Here is a 17683-nt window from a genome sequence, read left to right as displayed (position 1 = left end):
TAATGTAACCTGCATACCTTAACTGAAAACGAATCCTTCTTGAATTTACTATGACGGCCATGCATCCTATTAACACTGCCTTTCTGATGATCTGAGCCTGTCGAGATGTCAAAGCCACAGGACAACTTTACTCAAGCCGATATTGAAAGTGCCATCCTGAATGCCGGGGAAAAGTACTTCAATGATTGTCGGCAACGTGTCCAGCCGTTCGTCAAACGCCACTTCTGCTACCCCGGAGCATGGCGCCTAAATCGAATTGCATTCGGTATGGATATATTGCGAGCCCCTGTCAATCTGGTCTGGGCACCTATCTATGCCCTGCTAAGCCTGATTCGACATTTATTGGAAAAACGCGGCTACCGACGTATTGCCAGCTGGCTGGAGCATGTCCCCGAAGGTCTGACAACAGACGTACAAACACGAGTTGCAGACCTTATTCGCTCGGAGCTGCTCGAATCCAGCGGAGCGACTGTCATACCCGATAGCTATCTGAAAGAATCTTTAGAGGCGCTTTACGCAGAGCACCAGGACAGTGATTTCGATGCCAGTGCGCACACGGAACGCCAGCTCGATGCACTGGTTGAAGACGCGTTACTACAATACCGGGTCGCCCGCACAGCCAGTTCTGATATCGCCAACACGGTAAGCTGCACGATATTTGGCGCCTTTGCCTTTCAGAAATTTACTCCTGGAGGGTTCGGTATCGGCTTTTTTATCGCCGCAGTCTTGGCAGAACACTTTGCCGTCAACAATTTCTTTCTTGGCGAAACCTTGGGCGGCATTTACTACGGCTTTTTTCCAGCAGAGCCAGGCACAGGTCTTACGCTTCTCAGTGTACTGTTTGTGCTCGTCATACTTGCATCTTTCGCGTCCCTATCGGGACTGATCACAGACCCGATACAAGCCATGACAGGCTTGCACCGGCGGCGCCTAAAACGCATGCTCGACAATATGGAAAGTGATTTTCGTCAGCGAACCAATGGCAGCTTTCGCCCTAAAGATCAATTCGTCGCGCGCATTCTAGAAGTGTTCGATATGGTCAAATCCAATCTCGGCTGACCGTATCAAAGGTGTTTAATGACAAATTTCATTGAAGGCTCTCGTTCGAAAACTGCTTAATCACCGTAAACGCGCCACGAATATCGCCTACCTTGTACCCACGAGCCAAATCATCTGGGTAATAATCCTTTAAGGCGTTTTCCACAGCCGGTGCCAGTTCACTGCCATGGCAGGTTGTACAGACCTCAGCAGTTGGAATTGCGCGAATATATCGATACTCGCCGTCTTTAATTTCACTCACCATAAGGGTTTTGACATCCTCCCCCTGTTCCTGGCGCCGTTTGAAATTTTCCAACCACTTGATTTCCCACTCATCGGGCCGGTTCTCTGGATTGCGATATTTGAGAGATGTCCGAGCTACCGTCCACCCCTCACGACTGTTTGCTTCCGCGATTTGCGGAGCGCGAGACTGGCAGACAGCAATTCCCGCAACCGGACCTCCAGAGGTCAGTGCGGCGACCAGCTCCTTCTTAAGCTCTCCCCCAAATCGAGCGACCCGAGCGTTACTCTCCGCATCTAAAGCAACCAACTCTTCCTGGCTGGCAGAGACCGAAACACCAAAAGACACAGTCACAACCGGCAAAACAAAAAATGAAACTACTGCTTTCAACATATCCGTCTTCCTCCTTTTTCGCTATGAACCCAGCCACTGGTAAAGACCCAATCCCATTAATGGCCAAGCCGTTATCGGACTTACGAGTAGCCGTTGCCATCGCCGATCTAACGAAAACCCAAGCCCATGCACGAAGCCGAGACTGATACCCAGCATAACCAGAGTTAACTCTCCATGATCTAACTCGCTGGCATTGCTTGCGATGACGTTTGGAGCTGTAAGCACAATGGCGGATAAAATCCCTGCAGCGGCCAGCGATATCCAACGGCTTATTGATATCCAGGTCGACCAATTTGCTTGCTGTAGGCTGCGGCTCATAATTGCACCTCTATTCTGCATCTGCATCACGATCCAGATTCTCTGTCACTTCCAGCCACAATGCGTTAACGACGCCAAAGGAGCAGGCGAGCAACACCCCTAATATCCAGGCGAAATACCACATACAGATTCTCCTTCTACATTCAATAAACAGCGTGACGATTCTCTTCAATAAACTCGACATTTAAACGTCGCCACATTTTGTAATAACCCCACGTGGTGTAGCAGATGATGATGGGTACAAACACCAAGGCGACGACCAACATAATGTCGAGAGTTTTCCGACTGGATGTAACATCCCACAGCGTCAAGCTATGATCTGGCTGCAAGCTGGAAGGAAAAATAAACGGGAATAAGCTAAAGCCTGCAGTGAGGATGATTGCGGCCACAGCGATGCTCGAGAGCAAAAACGTTGCCCATGACCAACAGCGCTTTGCGGCGAGAGCCGTCAGCCCCAAACTCGCTATTCCCAATAGTGGGAAAATGACAGTCCAAGGATAGGCCTGGTAATTACTCAACCATCCTCCGGGCACCAACTCCACCGTTTTTTGCAAAGGAGTCATGACACTTCCCGCAGCGGGCATGGTCGCAATGTGATAACCGGGCATCAAAGCCACCCAAATACCGGCTATGACAAATAGCACCAGACACGCAAGCGCTACCACTCTCGTGATGTGGGAAAGCCTCTCTCTTAAATCACCGTCCGTGCGCAGCTGCAAAAAGGCGCCACCATGCATCACCAACATCAACAAGCTCACCAAACCACATAGAAGACCAAACGGATTCAATAATGCCCAAAAACTACCGTTATAGTGAGACAGCATGTACGGATCGAGATCAAAAGGCAGCCCTAAAAACAAATTGCCAAAAGCAACGCCAAACACCAGAGCGGGAATCGCACTGGCAACCGACAGCAGAATGTCCCAATTTTCACGCCAGCGACGGGTTTCTATCTTCGAACGATATTCAAATCCGACAGGGCGAAAAAAAAGCGCAAATAAAACCAGCAAAAGAGCCCAATAAAGACCGCTAAAAGCCACACCGTAGACCACTGGCCAGGCGGCAAAAATGGCGCCGCCAGCCGTGATAAACCATACCTGATTACCGTCCCAGTGAGGCCCAACGGCATTTAAGATAACCCGGCGCTCACGATCATCGCGGGTAGCGATTCGCAGTAAACTTAAGGCTCCCATATCGAAGCCGTCGGTAACCGCAAAGCCGATCAACAGGACACCAATGAGCAGCCACCAAATCAGCTTCAGAAATTCATAATCGTACATAAACTAGCCCTCAGAATTCACTTGCCAAACTCTAAACCGCGGTAGACGCATCGGGAACTGCATACTCACGCGTCTGCTCAAAATGATATCTACCGGTATGTAAGCTGCTGGGGCCAAGACGTGCAAAGCGGATCATCAAATACATTTCCACAATCAGCAAACCGGTATAAAACAGAACGAAGCTAACCAAACTCATCCATATGTCACCGATTGAGCGGGTGGAAACGGACAAAACCGTCGGCAGAACTTCGCCAATAGACCACGGCTGGCGGCCGTACTCAGCAACCACCCAACCAAGTTCAGCAGCAATCCAGGGCGCAGGTAACGCAAAGAGTAAAGCGCGTAATAACCAGCGGTGTCTTTCAATACGGTGGCGCGAGGTGACATAAAATGCCGAGCCAATTAAAAACAACATCAAGGCACCCATACCAACCATAATTCGAAAACTCCAGAACATGGGCGCAACACCGGGAATGGTATCTTCCACCGCCAGTGCAATTTGCTCTTCCGTCGCGTCGGTGACCTTGTTGGTGTATTTTTTTAGCAACAACCCGTAACCAAGATCATCAACATAGTCTTTAAACTCTGATTTAATCTCCGAGCTGGCATTGCCCTCTCGCAACGCTTCTAACAGCGCATAAGCATGCATACCGCGACGAATTCTTGCTTCGTGCTCAATTTTAAGGTCCTTAATCCCTGTGACTTGTTCGTCAACAGACCGTGTTGCAATCAGACCGAGAAGATAGGGAATTTTGATGGCATAGTCGGTGGTCTCCGTGTCTTCATTCGGAAAGCCCACCAAGGTGAAGCTGGCAGGCGCGGGGTGGGTTTCCCACTCTGCCTCAATTGCTGCCAGTTTGGTTTTCTGTACATCACCCAGTTCATAACCGGATTCATCGCCAAGCAGAATCACCGATAGAATGGATGCCATGCCAAAACTGGCGGCGATCGCAAATGACCGTCTTGCGAAAGCAACATCGCGTTTATTGAGCAGGTAATAACTGGAGATCGCCAACACAAACATGGATCCCGTCACATAGCCTGCAGACACGGTGTGAACAAACTTGACCTGTGCAACGGGATTAAAAATCACATCGCTAAAGCTGGCCATTTCCATGCGCATGGTTTCAAAATTGAACTCTGCACCCACCGGGTTTTGCATCCAACCATTGGCGATTAATATCCACAATGCAGAGAGGTTTGATCCCAATGCCACAAGCCACGTCACCACAAGGTGCTGCACCTTTGACAGCCGATCCCAACCAAAAAAGAACAATCCGATGAAGGTCGATTCAAGGAAGAATGCCATTAACCCCTCAATCGCCAAAGGTGCACCAAAGATATCCCCAACGTAATGGGAGTAGTACGCCCAATTGGTTCCAAACTGAAATTCCATCGTGAGTCCGGTCGTTACGCCCAACGCGAAATTGATACCGAACAGCTTTCCCCAAAAACGAACCATATCTTTATAGATTTGCTTGCCCGTCATCACATAGACCGATTCCATGATGGCAAGCAAAAAAGATAGACCCAGGGTTAAGGGAACAAATAGAAAGTGATACAGCGCCGTTACGGCAAATTGCAGCCGAGACAACTCGACAATATTGGCATCCACTAGTCAGACTCCCCTTCAGTTGGACTTGCGATTGTTTCAATAGAGAGCTCGGAAAGCCCCATTTGGCGGGCTTGGCTGACCGCGGTAACAGCAACTTCCTCAGAGAAGAAAAAACGACCGATCAATACGATCAATAGCGTTTTCACTAGCAGGATGCCGATAACCTCTCGGGTGAAGGTCGACGTTGGAAATCTCATAGCCACTCCGATCAGCGTAACCACATTGCAGCGGCATTAGGTCCGCCCAAAGACACGACAGGAAAAACGTGCACCAGCTCCTAGAGCGAAACTCATGCCACGACGAAGCAGAGAAATAACCGTCTGATTTATAACAAAAAAATAAAACGAGACTGTGAGTTAGAACGATGCCGTAAAAAGTAGAGAGGCCGTTATCTAGCCACTTTTGGCAAAGACGATGACAATTATGTCAAAGCGTGAAACTGATTCCGTGTGAATACCAAGAGCGATATCGGTTGATTGTGACAACAAAGATTTACACCGGGCACCAAAAGAGGCGACCGGTGAACAGAAGACTACTTTAGTTCATCCCAGGGAGTGGCAGGCACGTCTCGTTCAGTTGCCAATTCCAGATTGAAATACTCTTCGCGACGAAAGTGAAAGATGTTAGCAATGACATTACTAGGGAACTGCTCAACCAGTGTGTTCATCTGACGGATACGTTGGTTGAACACGTTTCGGGAGGTTGCGATCTCCTCTTCCACATCATTGAGCGTCGATTGTAACTCCAGAAAATTCGTGCTGGCTTTTAAATCCGGATAGGCCTCAGCAAGACCCAATAAATGGTTCAAAGACCGAGAGACTCGAGTCTCCTTTTTGGTGATGTCGCCCCGATCATCAGCAGCGGCGTGGCGTTGTGATGTAACCTCTTCCAGCATCCGGCTCTCATGCTCCATATAGCCACGAACCGCCGCGATCAACTTCGGAATCAAATTGGCCCGTCGCTTTAGAGCAACATCGATGATGCTCCAACCTTCCTCAATCATATTGCGGTATTTGATAAAGCGGTTGTAGGTTCCGACCGTCCAGAATAAAAAAATGATACAACCAAAAATAATGAAGGGAAGAAAACTGTCCATAGTGATTAAAACTCGAAATGTCTCATACAATTATTTAGAGACCAGAGTACCTCCCGCTAGACGCCTTGTCCACGGACCTACCCGCAAGGTATCCGTGGTTAAAAGAACCGCTCTTCACAAGCTTCTCATGACTCTGTATTGTTGAAGAATCAATCCACCTTGCGGTCGATATGGGCCGAAGCAGTAAATACGGATATCTGCATCAATGAGCCAACCTGACTTTTCTACGTTTCTCTCCCAGCATCGGCTTCCAGAGGCCTATGCCAACATCATTGAAAATCAGATAGCCCCTATCGCTGAGGCGATTGTGAAACAACGCCGCCAACTTAAACGCCCCTTAGTCGTTGGTGTTAATGGCTGCCAAGGCTCGGGAAAGACCACGCTTTCCGACGCTTTGGTCATGCTCTTCAAAGACTGCTATCAACTCCAGGCGGCAGCTGTATCCATCGATGATTTTTACCTCACGAAATCAGAGCGGCAGCAACTTGGAGCCGAGATTCACCCTCTATTGGTTACGCGGGGTGTGCCCGGAACTCACGATACTCAGCTCGCTCAGGCAACGCTGACGAAAGCCATTGATGGTTCCGCGGATGAAGTGGCAATCCCCCGATTCGACAAAGCCGCCGATGATCGCTCACCAACATCAGCCTGGGATTATCTGGCAGCTCCCCTTGACATTATCATACTGGAAGGCTGGTGCGTCGGCGTTCCTCCTGCCGACGATTCGGACCTTGAAACACCAGTGAACGCACTGGAAGCCAACGAGGATGATCAGGCGCTGTGGCGCAAGTATGTCAATCTCCAGCTTACTGGCGCCTATCGAGAATTGTTCGACAATCTCGACATAATGATCATGCTAAAAGCCCCCTCCTTCGATACGGTTTACCGTTGGCGTCTTGAGCAAGAAGACAAGCTGCGTGAAGCTCGCCTTGGCCAGGGAGGCGACACCAGTGGATTGATGAGCCCCGAACAGATAGAACGCTTCATCGCCCATTACCAGAGAATCACCGAGCTCGCTCTAAGTAAATTGCCATCTAACTGCCACTTTATGTTAGAACTGGATGAAAACCGTCAGATGATTGCCAATTCACGCCCCTTACCACTTCCTACACAGTAAGCGAGAGAACATAGGATTCTTTACCCCGGAAGCACCATCGCGGCGCGTAAGGAAACTGTGATTTTGATTGACGCAGAAGCCAGAATAAAGCCATAAAACCATCCACAACTCTGCAACAACAAAGACTCAGGTGACAAGTTTTAAGAAATGTGAAATTGTCACAGCACATTACGCTAGCCTCATCTATCGTACCCCTATAATCAGCACACGCTAATGCTTAGCTCCTAAATTTTTCAGATAAGGGTCTCTCCCATAACGGCATAACAGGCAAAGAATCGTTTTAAAAAGGAGCAACGGATTCAGTAAGACAGTCGGATGGAAAACGGATACTGTTCAGCACAAGGAGCAACAAGTGCGGAAACAATGGGTTGTATACCTAGCTATTTTTATTTCATCAAAAGCCATGGGTTGCGAGGATTGGATTGCAACAGCCATTGCGCTTACTGGTGAAGTACGCATTCAAAACCAGAAAACGGGTACCGTCGAAACGCTGCTAAAAGACCGGCGAATCTGTACGGAACATGTGCTGATTACCGGAGAAAATAGCCGCGCCGCTCTTTATCTACGTAACAATTCTTACATGAGAATTGGCTCTGATACGGTCATCACATTTCCCTCCCCGCCTTCAAATGGCTCGTCATTACTCCAATTGGAGCGAGGCATCAGCCACTTTATCAGCCGTTTAAAAAACCGCTTCAATGTTCAAACACCATTCGTCAATGCGGGCGTAGAAGGAACAGAATTCATCGTAACAGCACTGCCTGACATGAGCAGCATTTCCGTTATAGAAGGAACGGTGAATGCACAATCACCCACTACAGGCTCATCAATCCAAATCAGTTCGGGAGAACAGGCGAAGGTCACCGCAAACCAGCAACAACTTTCCGTAATACATGTAGAGAAAGCAGAAATGGTTGACTGGGCGATATATTATCCACCCCTGTTTACAATCAATGATCTCGCTCTCGACAGCAATATCAAACTACAAATAGCGCAATATCTCGAACAGCAGCGACCCGATTTGGCGATTAAAGCACTTTTGCCTCTCAACCAAACAAGCACCACAAGCATCGCCAAAGCCGCACTGCTACTCTCGGCAGGACAGAAAGAAAAGGCAGAAAACATTTTACGTCCTATCAATACACCAGAATCTTTGGCATTGCAGAGCGTTATTTCGTCGGCATCAAATCATAATGCTGCCTCATTAGCCCTAGCAAAAAACGCTGTTAGCCTCGATGCGACATCTGTTCATGCCTTAATCGCTCTCTCCATTGCACAACAAGCTAACCTTGAGTTGTATCAAGCCAAAGCGACAGCAATCTCCGCCACACAGGTAGCGCCAAACAATTCCCTCGCATGGTCCAGGCTGAGCGACTTACAGATCGCCACAGGAGATCTATCTAACGCCGTATACTCTGCGAAAAAAGCATCTGCGCTTGATACCAATAATGGAGAAGTCGTTGCGCAAGAGGCGCTTGCGAACCTCTTCTCGTTAAAATTGGATGAGGCCAACCTCGGCTTTGATCGAGCTCTAGCGCTCACCCCAAACAACCCTCGCTCCTATCTCGGCAGAGGGTTAACACAACTACGTCGAGGAAATATTGCTAACGGTCGACGTGATCTAGAAATTGCAACAAGCCTCGACCCGACGAAAAGTGTGCTACGCAGCTACTTAGGGCGAGCCTACTTTGAAGAAAAGCGCGACAAGGAAGCATCGACTCAATGGGAATTAGCCAAAGAGTTTGATCCTCAAGACCCAACCCCTTGGTTTTATGAAGGCGTAAGAAAGCTCTACAGCAACCGTCCCATTAGCGCAATAAAAGATATCGAAAAGTCACTTCAACTGAACGACCAAAGGGCACCCTATCGCTCTGAGAGCCTGCTACAAAACGACGAAGCCGCGAGAGCTTCTACGATATCTGATGCATATACAGCCATAGGATTTCAACAAGGGCTAAAAATCAAAGCCATTGAAGCCATAGACACCAACCCGTTCTCCAGCCAAGGCCATCGGCTACTTGCAGCCAACTATCGCTCAGATAAGCACCTCGAATCCGCCAGAGTTTCAGAACTTCTTCAATCACAACTTTTGCAGCCGCCATCAAACGATACCTCACGACCGCAAAGCAAGGACAGTGACATTTTGCCCTACGCTCTTCAAGGCCCGCTGGATTTAAGTACCAACGAATACAACAAGCTATTTATGACAGATGGTGTGAACGCGCGTATTTCAGGAATGGCGGGATCGAATAACACCTATTCAGAAGACCTTTCTATCAACCTTCTGAATGGCCCCTTGTCGTTAGGAATAAGCCAATATAAATACGATAGCGCAGGAAGCAGTAACTATGATCCACAACAGCAGGATATCATCAATCTGATTGCAAATTGGGAAGTCACGCCCCGGTTCAGAATTCAGGGCGAAATTCGACAGACCGAGACAGAGAGCGGATACCTTGGCCTCTCAGAATTCGAAAGTCATCAGACTACAGACAGAGACATTAACACCTATAGAATCGGCGGGATTTTTAATCCCAGTGCTACCAGCCTGATTATGACGTCCCTAATTAAACAACATTGGGATGAGACATATTATGATTATGATCAAATGGGAGGAATCACGACGGACAAATCGCCTTTATCAGCGGAAATCAAATACCAGAGGTCCATCGACTCTATTCAATTTGAAGCTGGCTATGGCTATTACAAGCAGCATGAAAACGCCAACTTAAATTATTTATCAACAAATGTGCCGGGTTTACTTGTCGAATTCAAACTAAATTACCCCTTCGAACAAACGACGTTTTTCTCCTCAGTTCAATTTTCGCCTACGCCTCGCCTTCAGCTGGAAGCAGGAGTCTCCTATGATGAACTCAAACACAGTGACATTCCAGGATCGATTTTTCTCAACGGACTGGACTACCTAGCGGGCACAAGTCGAATAGATGACATTAACGAATGGTCACCCAAACTTGGTACATCCTATCGGTTTGACAGTGTCATCTTTAGAGCAGCATTTTTTAGAGAAGTGAAAAGAGACATCGCAGCCAATCAAACGATTGCAAAAACGGAAACATCTGGCTTCAACCAAATCTATGATGACCTAAACTATTCACTTAGTGAAAACTACGGTTTGGGGTTTGATACAGAAAGAGCATTGAGCTGTACGTTTGGAGGAAACTTTATAAAACGAAAAATTGATTTCAACTATAGCACGCCGAATTACGAAACCGCGTCAATCGACCTTTCAGAACATAGATCCAATGAAAGTTATCACGAGCTCTACACGAATTGCTTACCAACTGATACTCTATCGCTATCCCTTAGCTACAAATACAATAAAGTGGACAACCTGCAACACGCTCTCGGGAATAGCGGCCGCTCGTATATTAATCTAATAAATCTCACGTTTTGGCCAAACTCGTTTCTTTCTCTCTCGATGAATGCCAGATACACCGACCAAGAATACGACTATTCCTCACAGATCATCGCCGATAGCAATGAGAGCTTTTCTAAAAATACCATTTCAAACAATGGCTGGGCATTCGACGTATCATCAAGATTAAAACTGCCAAAGCGCATGGGCCATATTGAGATGGGAATCAACAACCTCACCAACAGCGATTCAGAACTGCTCGACGACCAATTCGAAGAAATCCGGTATCCCAGAGATCGATTTATCTATGCCAATTTCACATTGCAATTTTAACCCAAAGAAAGGAGCTCGATATGCAAGATGTAAAACATGACTGTGGCAAGAAAACCGAAGATGACGTAGAAGTGACGTTTACCCTCAAAATCAAAGGCACGGAATTTCAGCTGTTTGATGAACAGGGTCAAGAAATCAAACAAGTAAACTTGGAATTTCCGTTAGCGACAGAAGCAATTACCAATGTATCGCCAATAACATTCTTTCAATTCAAAGGTTCTGTTCATCATGGTGTGGCTGTAGGTGGTGGCCGAGGATATATATTCCCACCAATCAATAGACCTTTCTAACCGATCTACCTTGTGCACAGGTTAGTCAGTGATACAAATTGCATCACTGACTAACCCAAAGGTTCATCTAATTAAAAACTTGCACCAACCCAAACCCAGATTTTATCGGTATCCACCGCATAATCATCTGCTGAATAAGCCGCGTATTTGATACCCGCGTTATAATTCTTACCGAATTTCATACCGTAGGCAACATCGATTTCTGTACCAAGATCATCCACTGCGTCACTGCTCTCATCGGCTGCAAAATTGTGGTAGGTAACGGACAACTTTCCAGGGCCAATTTTTCCAGCTGCTGTTACGTATAGATCTTCCAAACCTTCAGACGGCGTCGTTAGAAAAATATCGGCAAATCCATTAAAGGCATGCAGCGTCGCAAGCGGTGTAGAAAAACCGTAGGCGCCGTCATCTGAACCCAGAACCTCATAGCCTACAGTCGCCGTTATCCCACTGACACTGACACCGCCTTCAAACAGCATATAATCAGCGTCATAGTCGGCGCGACCATCAAGTTCCGAGGTTTGCGTGGCAAATTCAGCAGCATAACTGAACTTGGTATCGCCACCAGACTCACCTGCGAAACGAATACCGTATGTATCTAATGCGTTATCTGGACCATCGTCGGCTTCCAATAAGTAGGAATATCCGGTCAATGTACCAAAGGCAGTTTCAAAACTGGCATTCAATAAGTGGTCGCTAGAACTAATATCGGCTTCTTCTGCAAAGATGCGATTGCGTTCATCGATGTATGAATAAGTGACCGTCAATCCTTCTGCAGGGGTAGCAACAAAGGTCGCTGCGTCAAACGTCTGTCGATCCTGCCGCCAACCCACATCACCGACGAAACGTACGTTATCCAGCTTGATAACCTGGCGACCAACCATCGCTTGAAACAAATCACTCTTGTATTGAATAAATGCCTGATCCAGCTCGGTTGTTTCCGGGTCTGCAATCACGGAGTACTCTCCGGTATTGTAGCCTGCTGGCGGAACGGAAAACTCATCAACACCTGCAACAATCCGACTGTCTTCAAATTCGATTGTCGCGGAAAACCCGTTGATCGAGTCAGTGATGTAGCCGAGGCGACTGCGCAACGTCAAGGCACTGGCGTCATCCAGAGCATTGTCTTGGTCGACGCCCTCGTAACGCAAACGAAAATCACCATATGCAGTACCAGAGGTCATGGCTTCGGTAAGCGTCTCTGCGGCGTACACTAAACCACTGAACGACGTGACAACCGCTAAGGCCAATACGTTTTTTGATATTGATTTCATGGGATTGCAAACTCCATACAACAGTTTTAAGTGAGTATTAAGCGGCCTGACTTTTGCCAGTACCTTTTTTCTTTGATTTTGAAATAGGTTCTATCTTGCGCTGTTTCTCATAGAGGAACTTCAAAACTTCCGAACGCAAGTGGGTATAAATGGGATCTTCCGCCAGGGCCAAACGTTCTCGTGGTCTAGGTAAATCAATATCCAGAATTTCACCGATGGTTGCCGCAGGCCCGTTCGTCATCATCACAATGCGATCAGACAGCAGAACCGCTTCATCAACATCGTGAGTAATCATAATCACAGTGTTATTCAGCTCATTTTGAATCTCCATGAGAGAATCCTGAAGGTGTGCCCGGGTCAGGGCGTCCAACGCACCAAAAGGCTCATCCATCAGAAGAATTTCCGGTTGCATAGAAAGAGCTCGCGCAATACCAACTCGCTGCTTCATGCCGCCAGAGATTTCGTCGGGGCGTTTGTGCAAAGCGTGACTCATATGCACCAATTCAAGGTTGTGCTCCACCCAATCTTTGATTTCGGCCTTCGTCTTCGTTTTTCCAAAAACCTGTTTTACGGCAAGCTCAACGTTCTGAAAGGACGTCAGCCACGGCAAAAGCGAATGGTTTTGAAAAACAACCGCTCGCTCCGGACCAGGCTCGGTCACCTCTTTACCGTTAAGGACGACACCCCCGCGCGTTGCCTTGTGCAAACCCGCCACAACATTAAGTACCGTGGACTTTCCGCAACCGGAATGTCCGATCAATGAAACATATTCACCTTTTTTGATTTTAAGATTCACATCTTTCAGAGCGGTAAATGAGCCCTTCGGAGTCTCAAAAACCATATCGACATGACTGATATCTAGAATGACGTTACTCACGGAAATACTCCTTCTATTCGACTCAATTAACGCTCAGCGCTGGATTTGTCCCAAGACACAACTCGCTGAATTTGCCGCATGATTCTGTCGAGAAGAAAACCAATGAATCCGATAACCAAAACTGCGGCCATGATTCTTCCGAGAGAGTTGGAACTGCCATTTTGGAACTCATCCCAGACAAACTTTCCAAGACCAGGGTTTTGCGCCAGCATTTCAGCGGCAATCAACACCATCCAAGCCACACCGAGCGACAGCCTCATTCCGGTAAATATCATTGGGATGGACGCCGGTAAGACAATTTTTCGCACATGGGTCAGTGCAGGCAATCGCAGTACCTTACTGACATTGACAAGGTCACTGGGGATATTCGCGACACCAACAGCGGTATTAATCACCATTGGCCAAAGACAGCAAAGTGTCACTGTAATCATGGATGTCACAAAAGATTTAGGCACCATTGGATCGGCACTGACATAGGTAGCGCTCACGACCATGGTCACCAAGGGCAACCATGCCAGAGGAGAGACCGGCTTGAAGATCTGGATAATCGGATTGATGGCAGAGTTCAATGCCTTGCTTAGACCTATCGCGATACCCAGAGGTATTGCAATAATCGCCGCCAGCAGGAAGCCGGACATCACCGTCACCAGAGACGTAAAAATTTGGTCGATAAACGTCTCTTTACCGGTATAGGGCCGAATCTTTGGCTCATAGGTTGGATCTTTAGCGACACGATCGGCGTTACGCTTTTCCTGGCGCTCGTAGAAAGCGGCTTCTTTTTCCCGCTCGCGCACATGCTCCGCATACAGAGACTGAAATTGCTCCCAGACTACGGCAGGTCCGGGAAATTTACCCAGAGACGTGTCGATTTTCTGAGCGCCATATGACCACAGCAACAGAAAGACGAGGATACCAATGACAGGGATTACCAGAACTTTGGTCAGATCGTTGAAAAGACTTTTGATCTTTTCAGGTGACAATCGCCTCTCGACGGTTTTGCCGATAGAACTCGTTGATGATGTGGACATAAGTCGCTCCTAAAACGTCAGGAAGTAATAGCTATCGGTTAAGGGGTTTCGCCGGATTTCAAACCGATTTCAAAGGCGTCGATATAGGCGTTAGGTTTAGTACCGTCATAGGTTACGCCATCGATGAATTCACTTTGCGGATCCTTGTAACCATCTTCGGTGGCAAAATCCGGAAAGTCTTTCGCGTCCATTAAGCCTTCCTCGACGAGAGATTCTGCGGCCAAACGATAGATATCTGGGCGATACACATTGGCAGCGGTTTCTTTATACCACTCGTCGCTTTTGTCTTCGGCGATCTGTCCCCAACGACGCATTTGAGTCAAATACCAGATGGCATCAGAGTAATAGGGATAGGTGGCGTTATAGCGGAAGAACACGTTAAAGTCGGGCACCTCGCGCTTGTCGCCCTTCTCATATTCGAAGGTTCCGGTCATGCTGTTTGCGATAACATCATAATCCGCACCCACATAATTTGATTGCGACAGTATCTTCACAGCAGCAGGGCGATTAGCGTTGTCATTTTCATCCAGCCATTTTGCAGCACGAATCAGTGCACGCGTTAACCGAATGGTGGTGTTTGGATATTTCTCGGCGAATTCAGCGGTAATACCGAACACTTTTTCTGGATTGTTTTTCCAAATTTCGTAATCGGTAATGACGGGAACACCAATACCCTTAAATACTGCTTGCTGATTCCATGGCTCACCCACGCAGTAACCATAAATTGTTCCAGCTTCCAGAGTTGCAGGCATTTGTGGCGGTGGCGTCACGGAAAGGAGTGCATCCGCATCAATTTGGCCCGATGTATCACCCTTTTTAGGCGCATAGTAACCGGGGTGAATACCACCAGCAGCCAACCAATAGCGCAATTCATAATTATGGGTAGAGACCGGAAAAACCATGCCCATATTAAAAGGCTTGCCTTCCGACTTATATTTTTCGACGACGGGTTTTAGAGCATCAGCCTTAATTGGATGCTCTGGGCGGCCATCATCCATCTTGGAAATGTTCGGCTCCATGGCCTCCCAGATCTCATTGGAAACGGTAATACCATTTCCATTAAGGTCCATAGAAAACGGTGTAATGATGTGAGCCTTAGTCCCAAATCCGATGGTTGCAGCAAGTGGCTGCCCCGCGAGCATATGAGCACCATCCAGTGTTCCATCAATCACGCCGTCGAGCAGGACTTTCCAGTTGGCCTGAGCTTCGATGGTCACGTAGAGACCTTCGTCTTCAAAATAGCCATTTTCGTAAGCAATGGCGATAGGCGCCATATCGGTTAGTTTAATAAACCCAAATTTCAATTCTTCTTTTTCGGGCCAGCCAAGCTCTTCAGCCTGTACGATCGTTGTTGAAAATGAGACCCCCACAACAGTGGCTGCCACAACTCGCCCCAGCGGTTTAAACCAGCTCATGTTCATTCCTCAATAATAGTTTTCTGCTTTTTAGTTAAATCGATGCGATCTCGACGTCGAACTCAGAAACCTTAAAGCAATAGCGGCAAAAACCGCTTGCTCCAAGAATGCCCCATAAACGATCAGCCTTTATCACGGTCAGCGAAATCGTTTGAACGCCCATATCCTTTAGCAGCATGTATGCCAACGATCAGTTTTTCATCAACTCAAAAAAAGTACGGCAAAAAAACGTATATTGCGCCATTTTGCACAACTAAAGTGCAAATTTACCTCCTTCACTTCGGTAGATTCAGAGAAAACGGCACAACTGATTTTTGTCGACTGAACTTATCGCACCACCATGGACACAAACGCCCAATAAAACACCAAAAAGATTCATCAGAAAAATTTGTTGGCGCCCATTACCCCAAGCATAAACGCACCAAAAAGGATCATTACTGAAAAGAACGGGTTATCACCAACGGTAAAAACCACTGATTGAGAAATAAAAAGGAATGCCTAGCGCTCGATTTCGCAACAGGACGTTGGATCAATCAACGAGGAGAGTGGGACGGAGAAAGGGCTTACCGAAAACCTGAAAGTGACAGTCACGTTTAGACGGTTACGAAAGAAGGTATCCAGGATTGAGTGATGGATCTAATCCCACTGCAATTCAGCAAGCATGCGATCAAACTGATCGAATAAGCTATCAATGGCTCGACTGGCCAGGGCGAAATATTCTTCAGGCGTCACTGTCGGCCGATCCCGGAGAATGTGCTCGTTAATACAGTCGATCAAAATTTTGATCAGTTTTGGCGAGTCGTTGCTACCTGGCTGCACATCTCGGCGCAATTTGCGGGTGTTATTCTCAATCTCAGAGCAGAGCTCTCGCAACCGGTCTTTTGACTGCCGATCACAATAACCGGCTGCGGCCACGCCGGTTCCCAAGGCCCTAGCTTGCCCAATCGATTCTGACGCCATCAATAACTCACGCCAGTACGAATGCAACGATGTATGGTCTTTATTACGTAGCGATAAAAGATAGGTATCTTGAGCGATCTCATCAATCAGATAGAGGACTCGCTTAATGAGGCGGTTGTGGCGCCGCATGTTTTCCGCAGGATCCAGGCGTCGATAGTTTCCTGCCAATTGCGCCCACCGCTGCGTAATCTGCTGCCAGCGTTCATTTTCTTCAATCGCGGGGTCGAGCGCAGAAATCTTTGCCAGGTCACGACTGACCTTTCGCTGCAGGGCTTCTATATCCCCAAAGACAGCCTTACCACCGGAGACAAAACCGTGGGTCAATCCTCGATGCTGCTGTATATGAGACAACAACAACCTCACTCCCCCAACCCAGCGCAGCCCCAGGAGCTGACGTTCACGGCGACGTTGCTTGAGAGTCAGTAACGCTGTGATGAAAAGCGCAGCGAGCAGGCAGCCAATACCGATGGTTAAAAAGATGTTGGAAGAAAGCTGCTCAAACGGCATAGATAATCCTGAAAACCTAAAAAGATGTTACTGACGTTCCATCAAACTCAGCTCAATCGCCATAATCAATGCGTTTTCTCGCCCCCAACCGACTGCGGGATAATAGTCCGGCCTAACACCCAGCTCAGAGAAACCACGCCCACTGTACAATCCGATCGCCGCTTGATTCGATTCCCGCACTTCAAGAAAGAAACGCTCTACGCCGTAGGTCGAGGGTAAATAGTCCAATAGCCATTCCAAAAGCCGCCTCCCATGTCCTCTCCCCTGAAAATCAGGATCGACAACAAAGTCCAGCAGTTCTGCCTCCCCCCGCAAATTCAAGACGATCGCAAATGCCAGCAATGGAGCAGAACCGTCGCCAGAATCCGCCGTTAAGCCAAAACAGAGATATTTATCCAAAGCTCTGCGCATGGTGTCAGTGGTCCAGGGATGGCTGTGGGCGCGAGACTCCATATCCAATACGTCATTTAATGAAGACTGCCCGAGTTGGACAATCGACATCCCTTCCGACAAAGGTGCAATCAC

Annotated in this window: 17 protein-coding genes; 4 read left to right on the top strand and 13 right to left on the bottom strand. The window is 47.7% G+C overall.

Annotation, left to right across the window (positions count from 1 at the left end):
* Positions 1-105: 105 nt before the first annotated feature.
* Complete coding sequence (locus tag ACXAFR_RS17315) at positions 106-1059, top strand: DUF6635 family protein (RefSeq protein ID WP_475178992.1); 954 nt, start codon at positions 106-108, stop codon at positions 1057-1059.
* Positions 1060-1087: 28 nt separating this feature from the next.
* On the opposite strand, the gene ACXAFR_RS17310 is transcribed toward ACXAFR_RS17315, so the two are convergent.
* The 7 genes from ACXAFR_RS17310 to ACXAFR_RS17280 all read right to left on the bottom strand — a co-directional run bounded on the left by ACXAFR_RS17310 (position 1088) and on the right by ACXAFR_RS17280 (position 5981).
* Positions 1088-1672, bottom strand: coding sequence for a Tll0287-like domain-containing protein (locus ACXAFR_RS17310; RefSeq protein WP_475178991.1), 585 nt, complete (start codon positions 1670-1672; stop codon positions 1088-1090).
* 21 nt (positions 1673-1693) lie between these two features.
* Positions 1694-1990 (bottom strand): cyd operon YbgE family protein, encoded by a 297-nt coding sequence (locus ACXAFR_RS17305; protein WP_475178989.1) that lies wholly within the window; start codon positions 1988-1990, stop codon positions 1694-1696.
* Positions 1991-2000: 10 nt separating this feature from the next.
* A complete protein-coding gene (gene cydX, locus ACXAFR_RS17300; protein WP_475178988.1) occupies positions 2001-2114 on the bottom strand; it encodes a cytochrome bd-I oxidase subunit CydX in 114 nt (37 codons plus the stop codon).
* Positions 2115-2133: 19 nt separating this feature from the next.
* On the bottom strand, positions 2134-3270 hold the full coding sequence (gene cydB / locus ACXAFR_RS17295; RefSeq protein WP_475178987.1) for a cytochrome d ubiquinol oxidase subunit II: 1137 nt from the start codon (positions 3268-3270) through the stop codon (positions 2134-2136).
* 31 nt (positions 3271-3301) lie between these two features.
* Complete coding sequence (locus ACXAFR_RS17290) at positions 3302-4885, bottom strand: cytochrome ubiquinol oxidase subunit I (protein WP_475178986.1); 1584 nt, start codon at positions 4883-4885, stop codon at positions 3302-3304.
* Entirely contained in the window at positions 4885-5082 is a 198-nt protein-coding gene (locus tag ACXAFR_RS17285) for a hypothetical protein (RefSeq protein WP_475178984.1), read from the bottom strand. The genes ACXAFR_RS17290 and ACXAFR_RS17285 overlap by 1 nt, the downstream gene beginning before the upstream one ends.
* Before the next feature lie 335 nt (positions 5083-5417).
* Positions 5418-5981, bottom strand: coding sequence for a LemA family protein (locus ACXAFR_RS17280; RefSeq protein ID WP_475178983.1), 564 nt, complete (start codon positions 5979-5981; stop codon positions 5418-5420).
* A gap of 205 nt (positions 5982-6186) precedes the next feature.
* Here ACXAFR_RS17280 and ACXAFR_RS17275 point away from each other — a divergent pair, with 205 nt between their 5' ends.
* The 3 genes from ACXAFR_RS17275 to ACXAFR_RS17265 all read left to right on the top strand — a co-directional run bounded on the left by ACXAFR_RS17275 (position 6187) and on the right by ACXAFR_RS17265 (position 11097).
* Entirely contained in the window at positions 6187-7098 is a 912-nt protein-coding gene (locus tag ACXAFR_RS17275; protein WP_475178982.1) for a hypothetical protein, read from the top strand.
* 352 nt (positions 7099-7450) lie between these two features.
* On the top strand, positions 7451-10807 hold the full coding sequence (locus ACXAFR_RS17270; protein ID WP_475178980.1) for a FecR domain-containing protein: 3357 nt from the start codon (positions 7451-7453) through the stop codon (positions 10805-10807).
* 20 nt (positions 10808-10827) lie between these two features.
* Positions 10828-11097: a hypothetical protein gene (locus ACXAFR_RS17265; protein ID WP_475178979.1), complete on the top strand. Its 270-nt coding sequence runs from the start codon at positions 10828-10830 to the stop codon at positions 11095-11097.
* 71 nt (positions 11098-11168) lie between these two features.
* Here ACXAFR_RS17265 and ACXAFR_RS17260 read toward each other — a convergent pair whose 3' ends face one another.
* The 6 genes from ACXAFR_RS17260 to rimI form a co-directional block, all read right to left on the bottom strand.
* Positions 11169-12371, bottom strand: a complete 1203-nt coding sequence (locus ACXAFR_RS17260) for an alginate export family protein (protein WP_475178978.1) — start codon at positions 12369-12371, stop codon at positions 11169-11171.
* Positions 12372-12408: 37 nt separating this feature from the next.
* On the bottom strand, positions 12409-13212 hold the full coding sequence (locus ACXAFR_RS17255) for an ABC transporter ATP-binding protein (protein ID WP_475179053.1): 804 nt from the start codon (positions 13210-13212) through the stop codon (positions 12409-12411).
* Between the two features lie 62 nt (positions 13213-13274).
* Complete coding sequence (locus ACXAFR_RS17250) at positions 13275-14276, bottom strand: ABC transporter permease (RefSeq protein WP_475178977.1); 1002 nt, start codon at positions 14274-14276, stop codon at positions 13275-13277.
* Between the two features lie 38 nt (positions 14277-14314).
* Positions 14315-15691, bottom strand: coding sequence for a CmpA/NrtA family ABC transporter substrate-binding protein (locus tag ACXAFR_RS17245; protein ID WP_475178975.1), 1377 nt, complete (start codon positions 15689-15691; stop codon positions 14315-14317).
* A gap of 636 nt (positions 15692-16327) precedes the next feature.
* Positions 16328-17158: a nitrate- and nitrite sensing domain-containing protein gene (locus ACXAFR_RS17240; protein ID WP_475178974.1), complete on the bottom strand. Its 831-nt coding sequence runs from the start codon at positions 17156-17158 to the stop codon at positions 16328-16330.
* Positions 17159-17185: 27 nt separating this feature from the next.
* Positions 17186-17683: a ribosomal protein S18-alanine N-acetyltransferase gene (gene rimI / locus ACXAFR_RS17235; RefSeq protein WP_475178973.1), complete on the bottom strand. Its 498-nt coding sequence runs from the start codon at positions 17681-17683 to the stop codon at positions 17186-17188.

The organism is Pseudomaricurvus sp. ABR4_320 (assembly GCF_056159445.1).
The sequence above is the reverse complement of the archived record's forward strand: the minus strand, read 5'-3'. Positions and strand labels throughout refer to the sequence as shown.

Bases quoted from the DNA above. Each gene is read 5' to 3' on its own strand.
- ACXAFR_RS17240 (WP_475178974.1), bottom strand. From the start codon at position 17,158: ATGCCGTTTGAGCAGCTTTCTTCCAACATCTTTTTAACCATCGGTATT.
- ACXAFR_RS17255 (WP_475179053.1), bottom strand. From the start codon at position 13,212: ATGGTTTTTGAGACTCCGAAGGGCTCATTTACCGCTCTGAAAGATGTG.
- ACXAFR_RS17285 (WP_475178984.1), bottom strand. From the start codon at position 5,082: ATGAGATTTCCAACGTCGACCTTCACCCGAGAGGTTATCGGCATCCTG.
- ACXAFR_RS17305 (WP_475178989.1), bottom strand. From the start codon at position 1,990: ATGAGCCGCAGCCTACAGCAAGCAAATTGGTCGACCTGGATATCAATA.
- ACXAFR_RS17250 (WP_475178977.1), bottom strand. From the start codon at position 14,276: ATGTCCACATCATCAACGAGTTCTATCGGCAAAACCGTCGAGAGGCGA.
- ACXAFR_RS17315 (WP_475178992.1), top strand. From the start codon at position 106: ATGTCAAAGCCACAGGACAACTTTACTCAAGCCGATATTGAAAGTGCC.
- cydX (WP_475178988.1), bottom strand. From the start codon at position 2,114: ATGTGGTATTTCGCCTGGATATTAGGGGTGTTGCTCGCCTGCTCCTTT.
- cydB (WP_475178987.1), bottom strand. From the start codon at position 3,270: ATGTACGATTATGAATTTCTGAAGCTGATTTGGTGGCTGCTCATTGGT.
- ACXAFR_RS17265 (WP_475178979.1), top strand. From the start codon at position 10,828: ATGCAAGATGTAAAACATGACTGTGGCAAGAAAACCGAAGATGACGTA.
- ACXAFR_RS17245 (WP_475178975.1), bottom strand. From the start codon at position 15,691: ATGAGCTGGTTTAAACCGCTGGGGCGAGTTGTGGCAGCCACTGTTGTG.
- ACXAFR_RS17275 (WP_475178982.1), top strand. From the start codon at position 6,187: ATGAGCCAACCTGACTTTTCTACGTTTCTCTCCCAGCATCGGCTTCCA.
- ACXAFR_RS17260 (WP_475178978.1), bottom strand. From the start codon at position 12,371: ATGAAATCAATATCAAAAAACGTATTGGCCTTAGCGGTTGTCACGTCG.
- ACXAFR_RS17280 (WP_475178983.1), bottom strand. From the start codon at position 5,981: ATGGACAGTTTTCTTCCCTTCATTATTTTTGGTTGTATCATTTTTTTA.
- ACXAFR_RS17310 (WP_475178991.1), bottom strand. From the start codon at position 1,672: ATGTTGAAAGCAGTAGTTTCATTTTTTGTTTTGCCGGTTGTGACTGTG.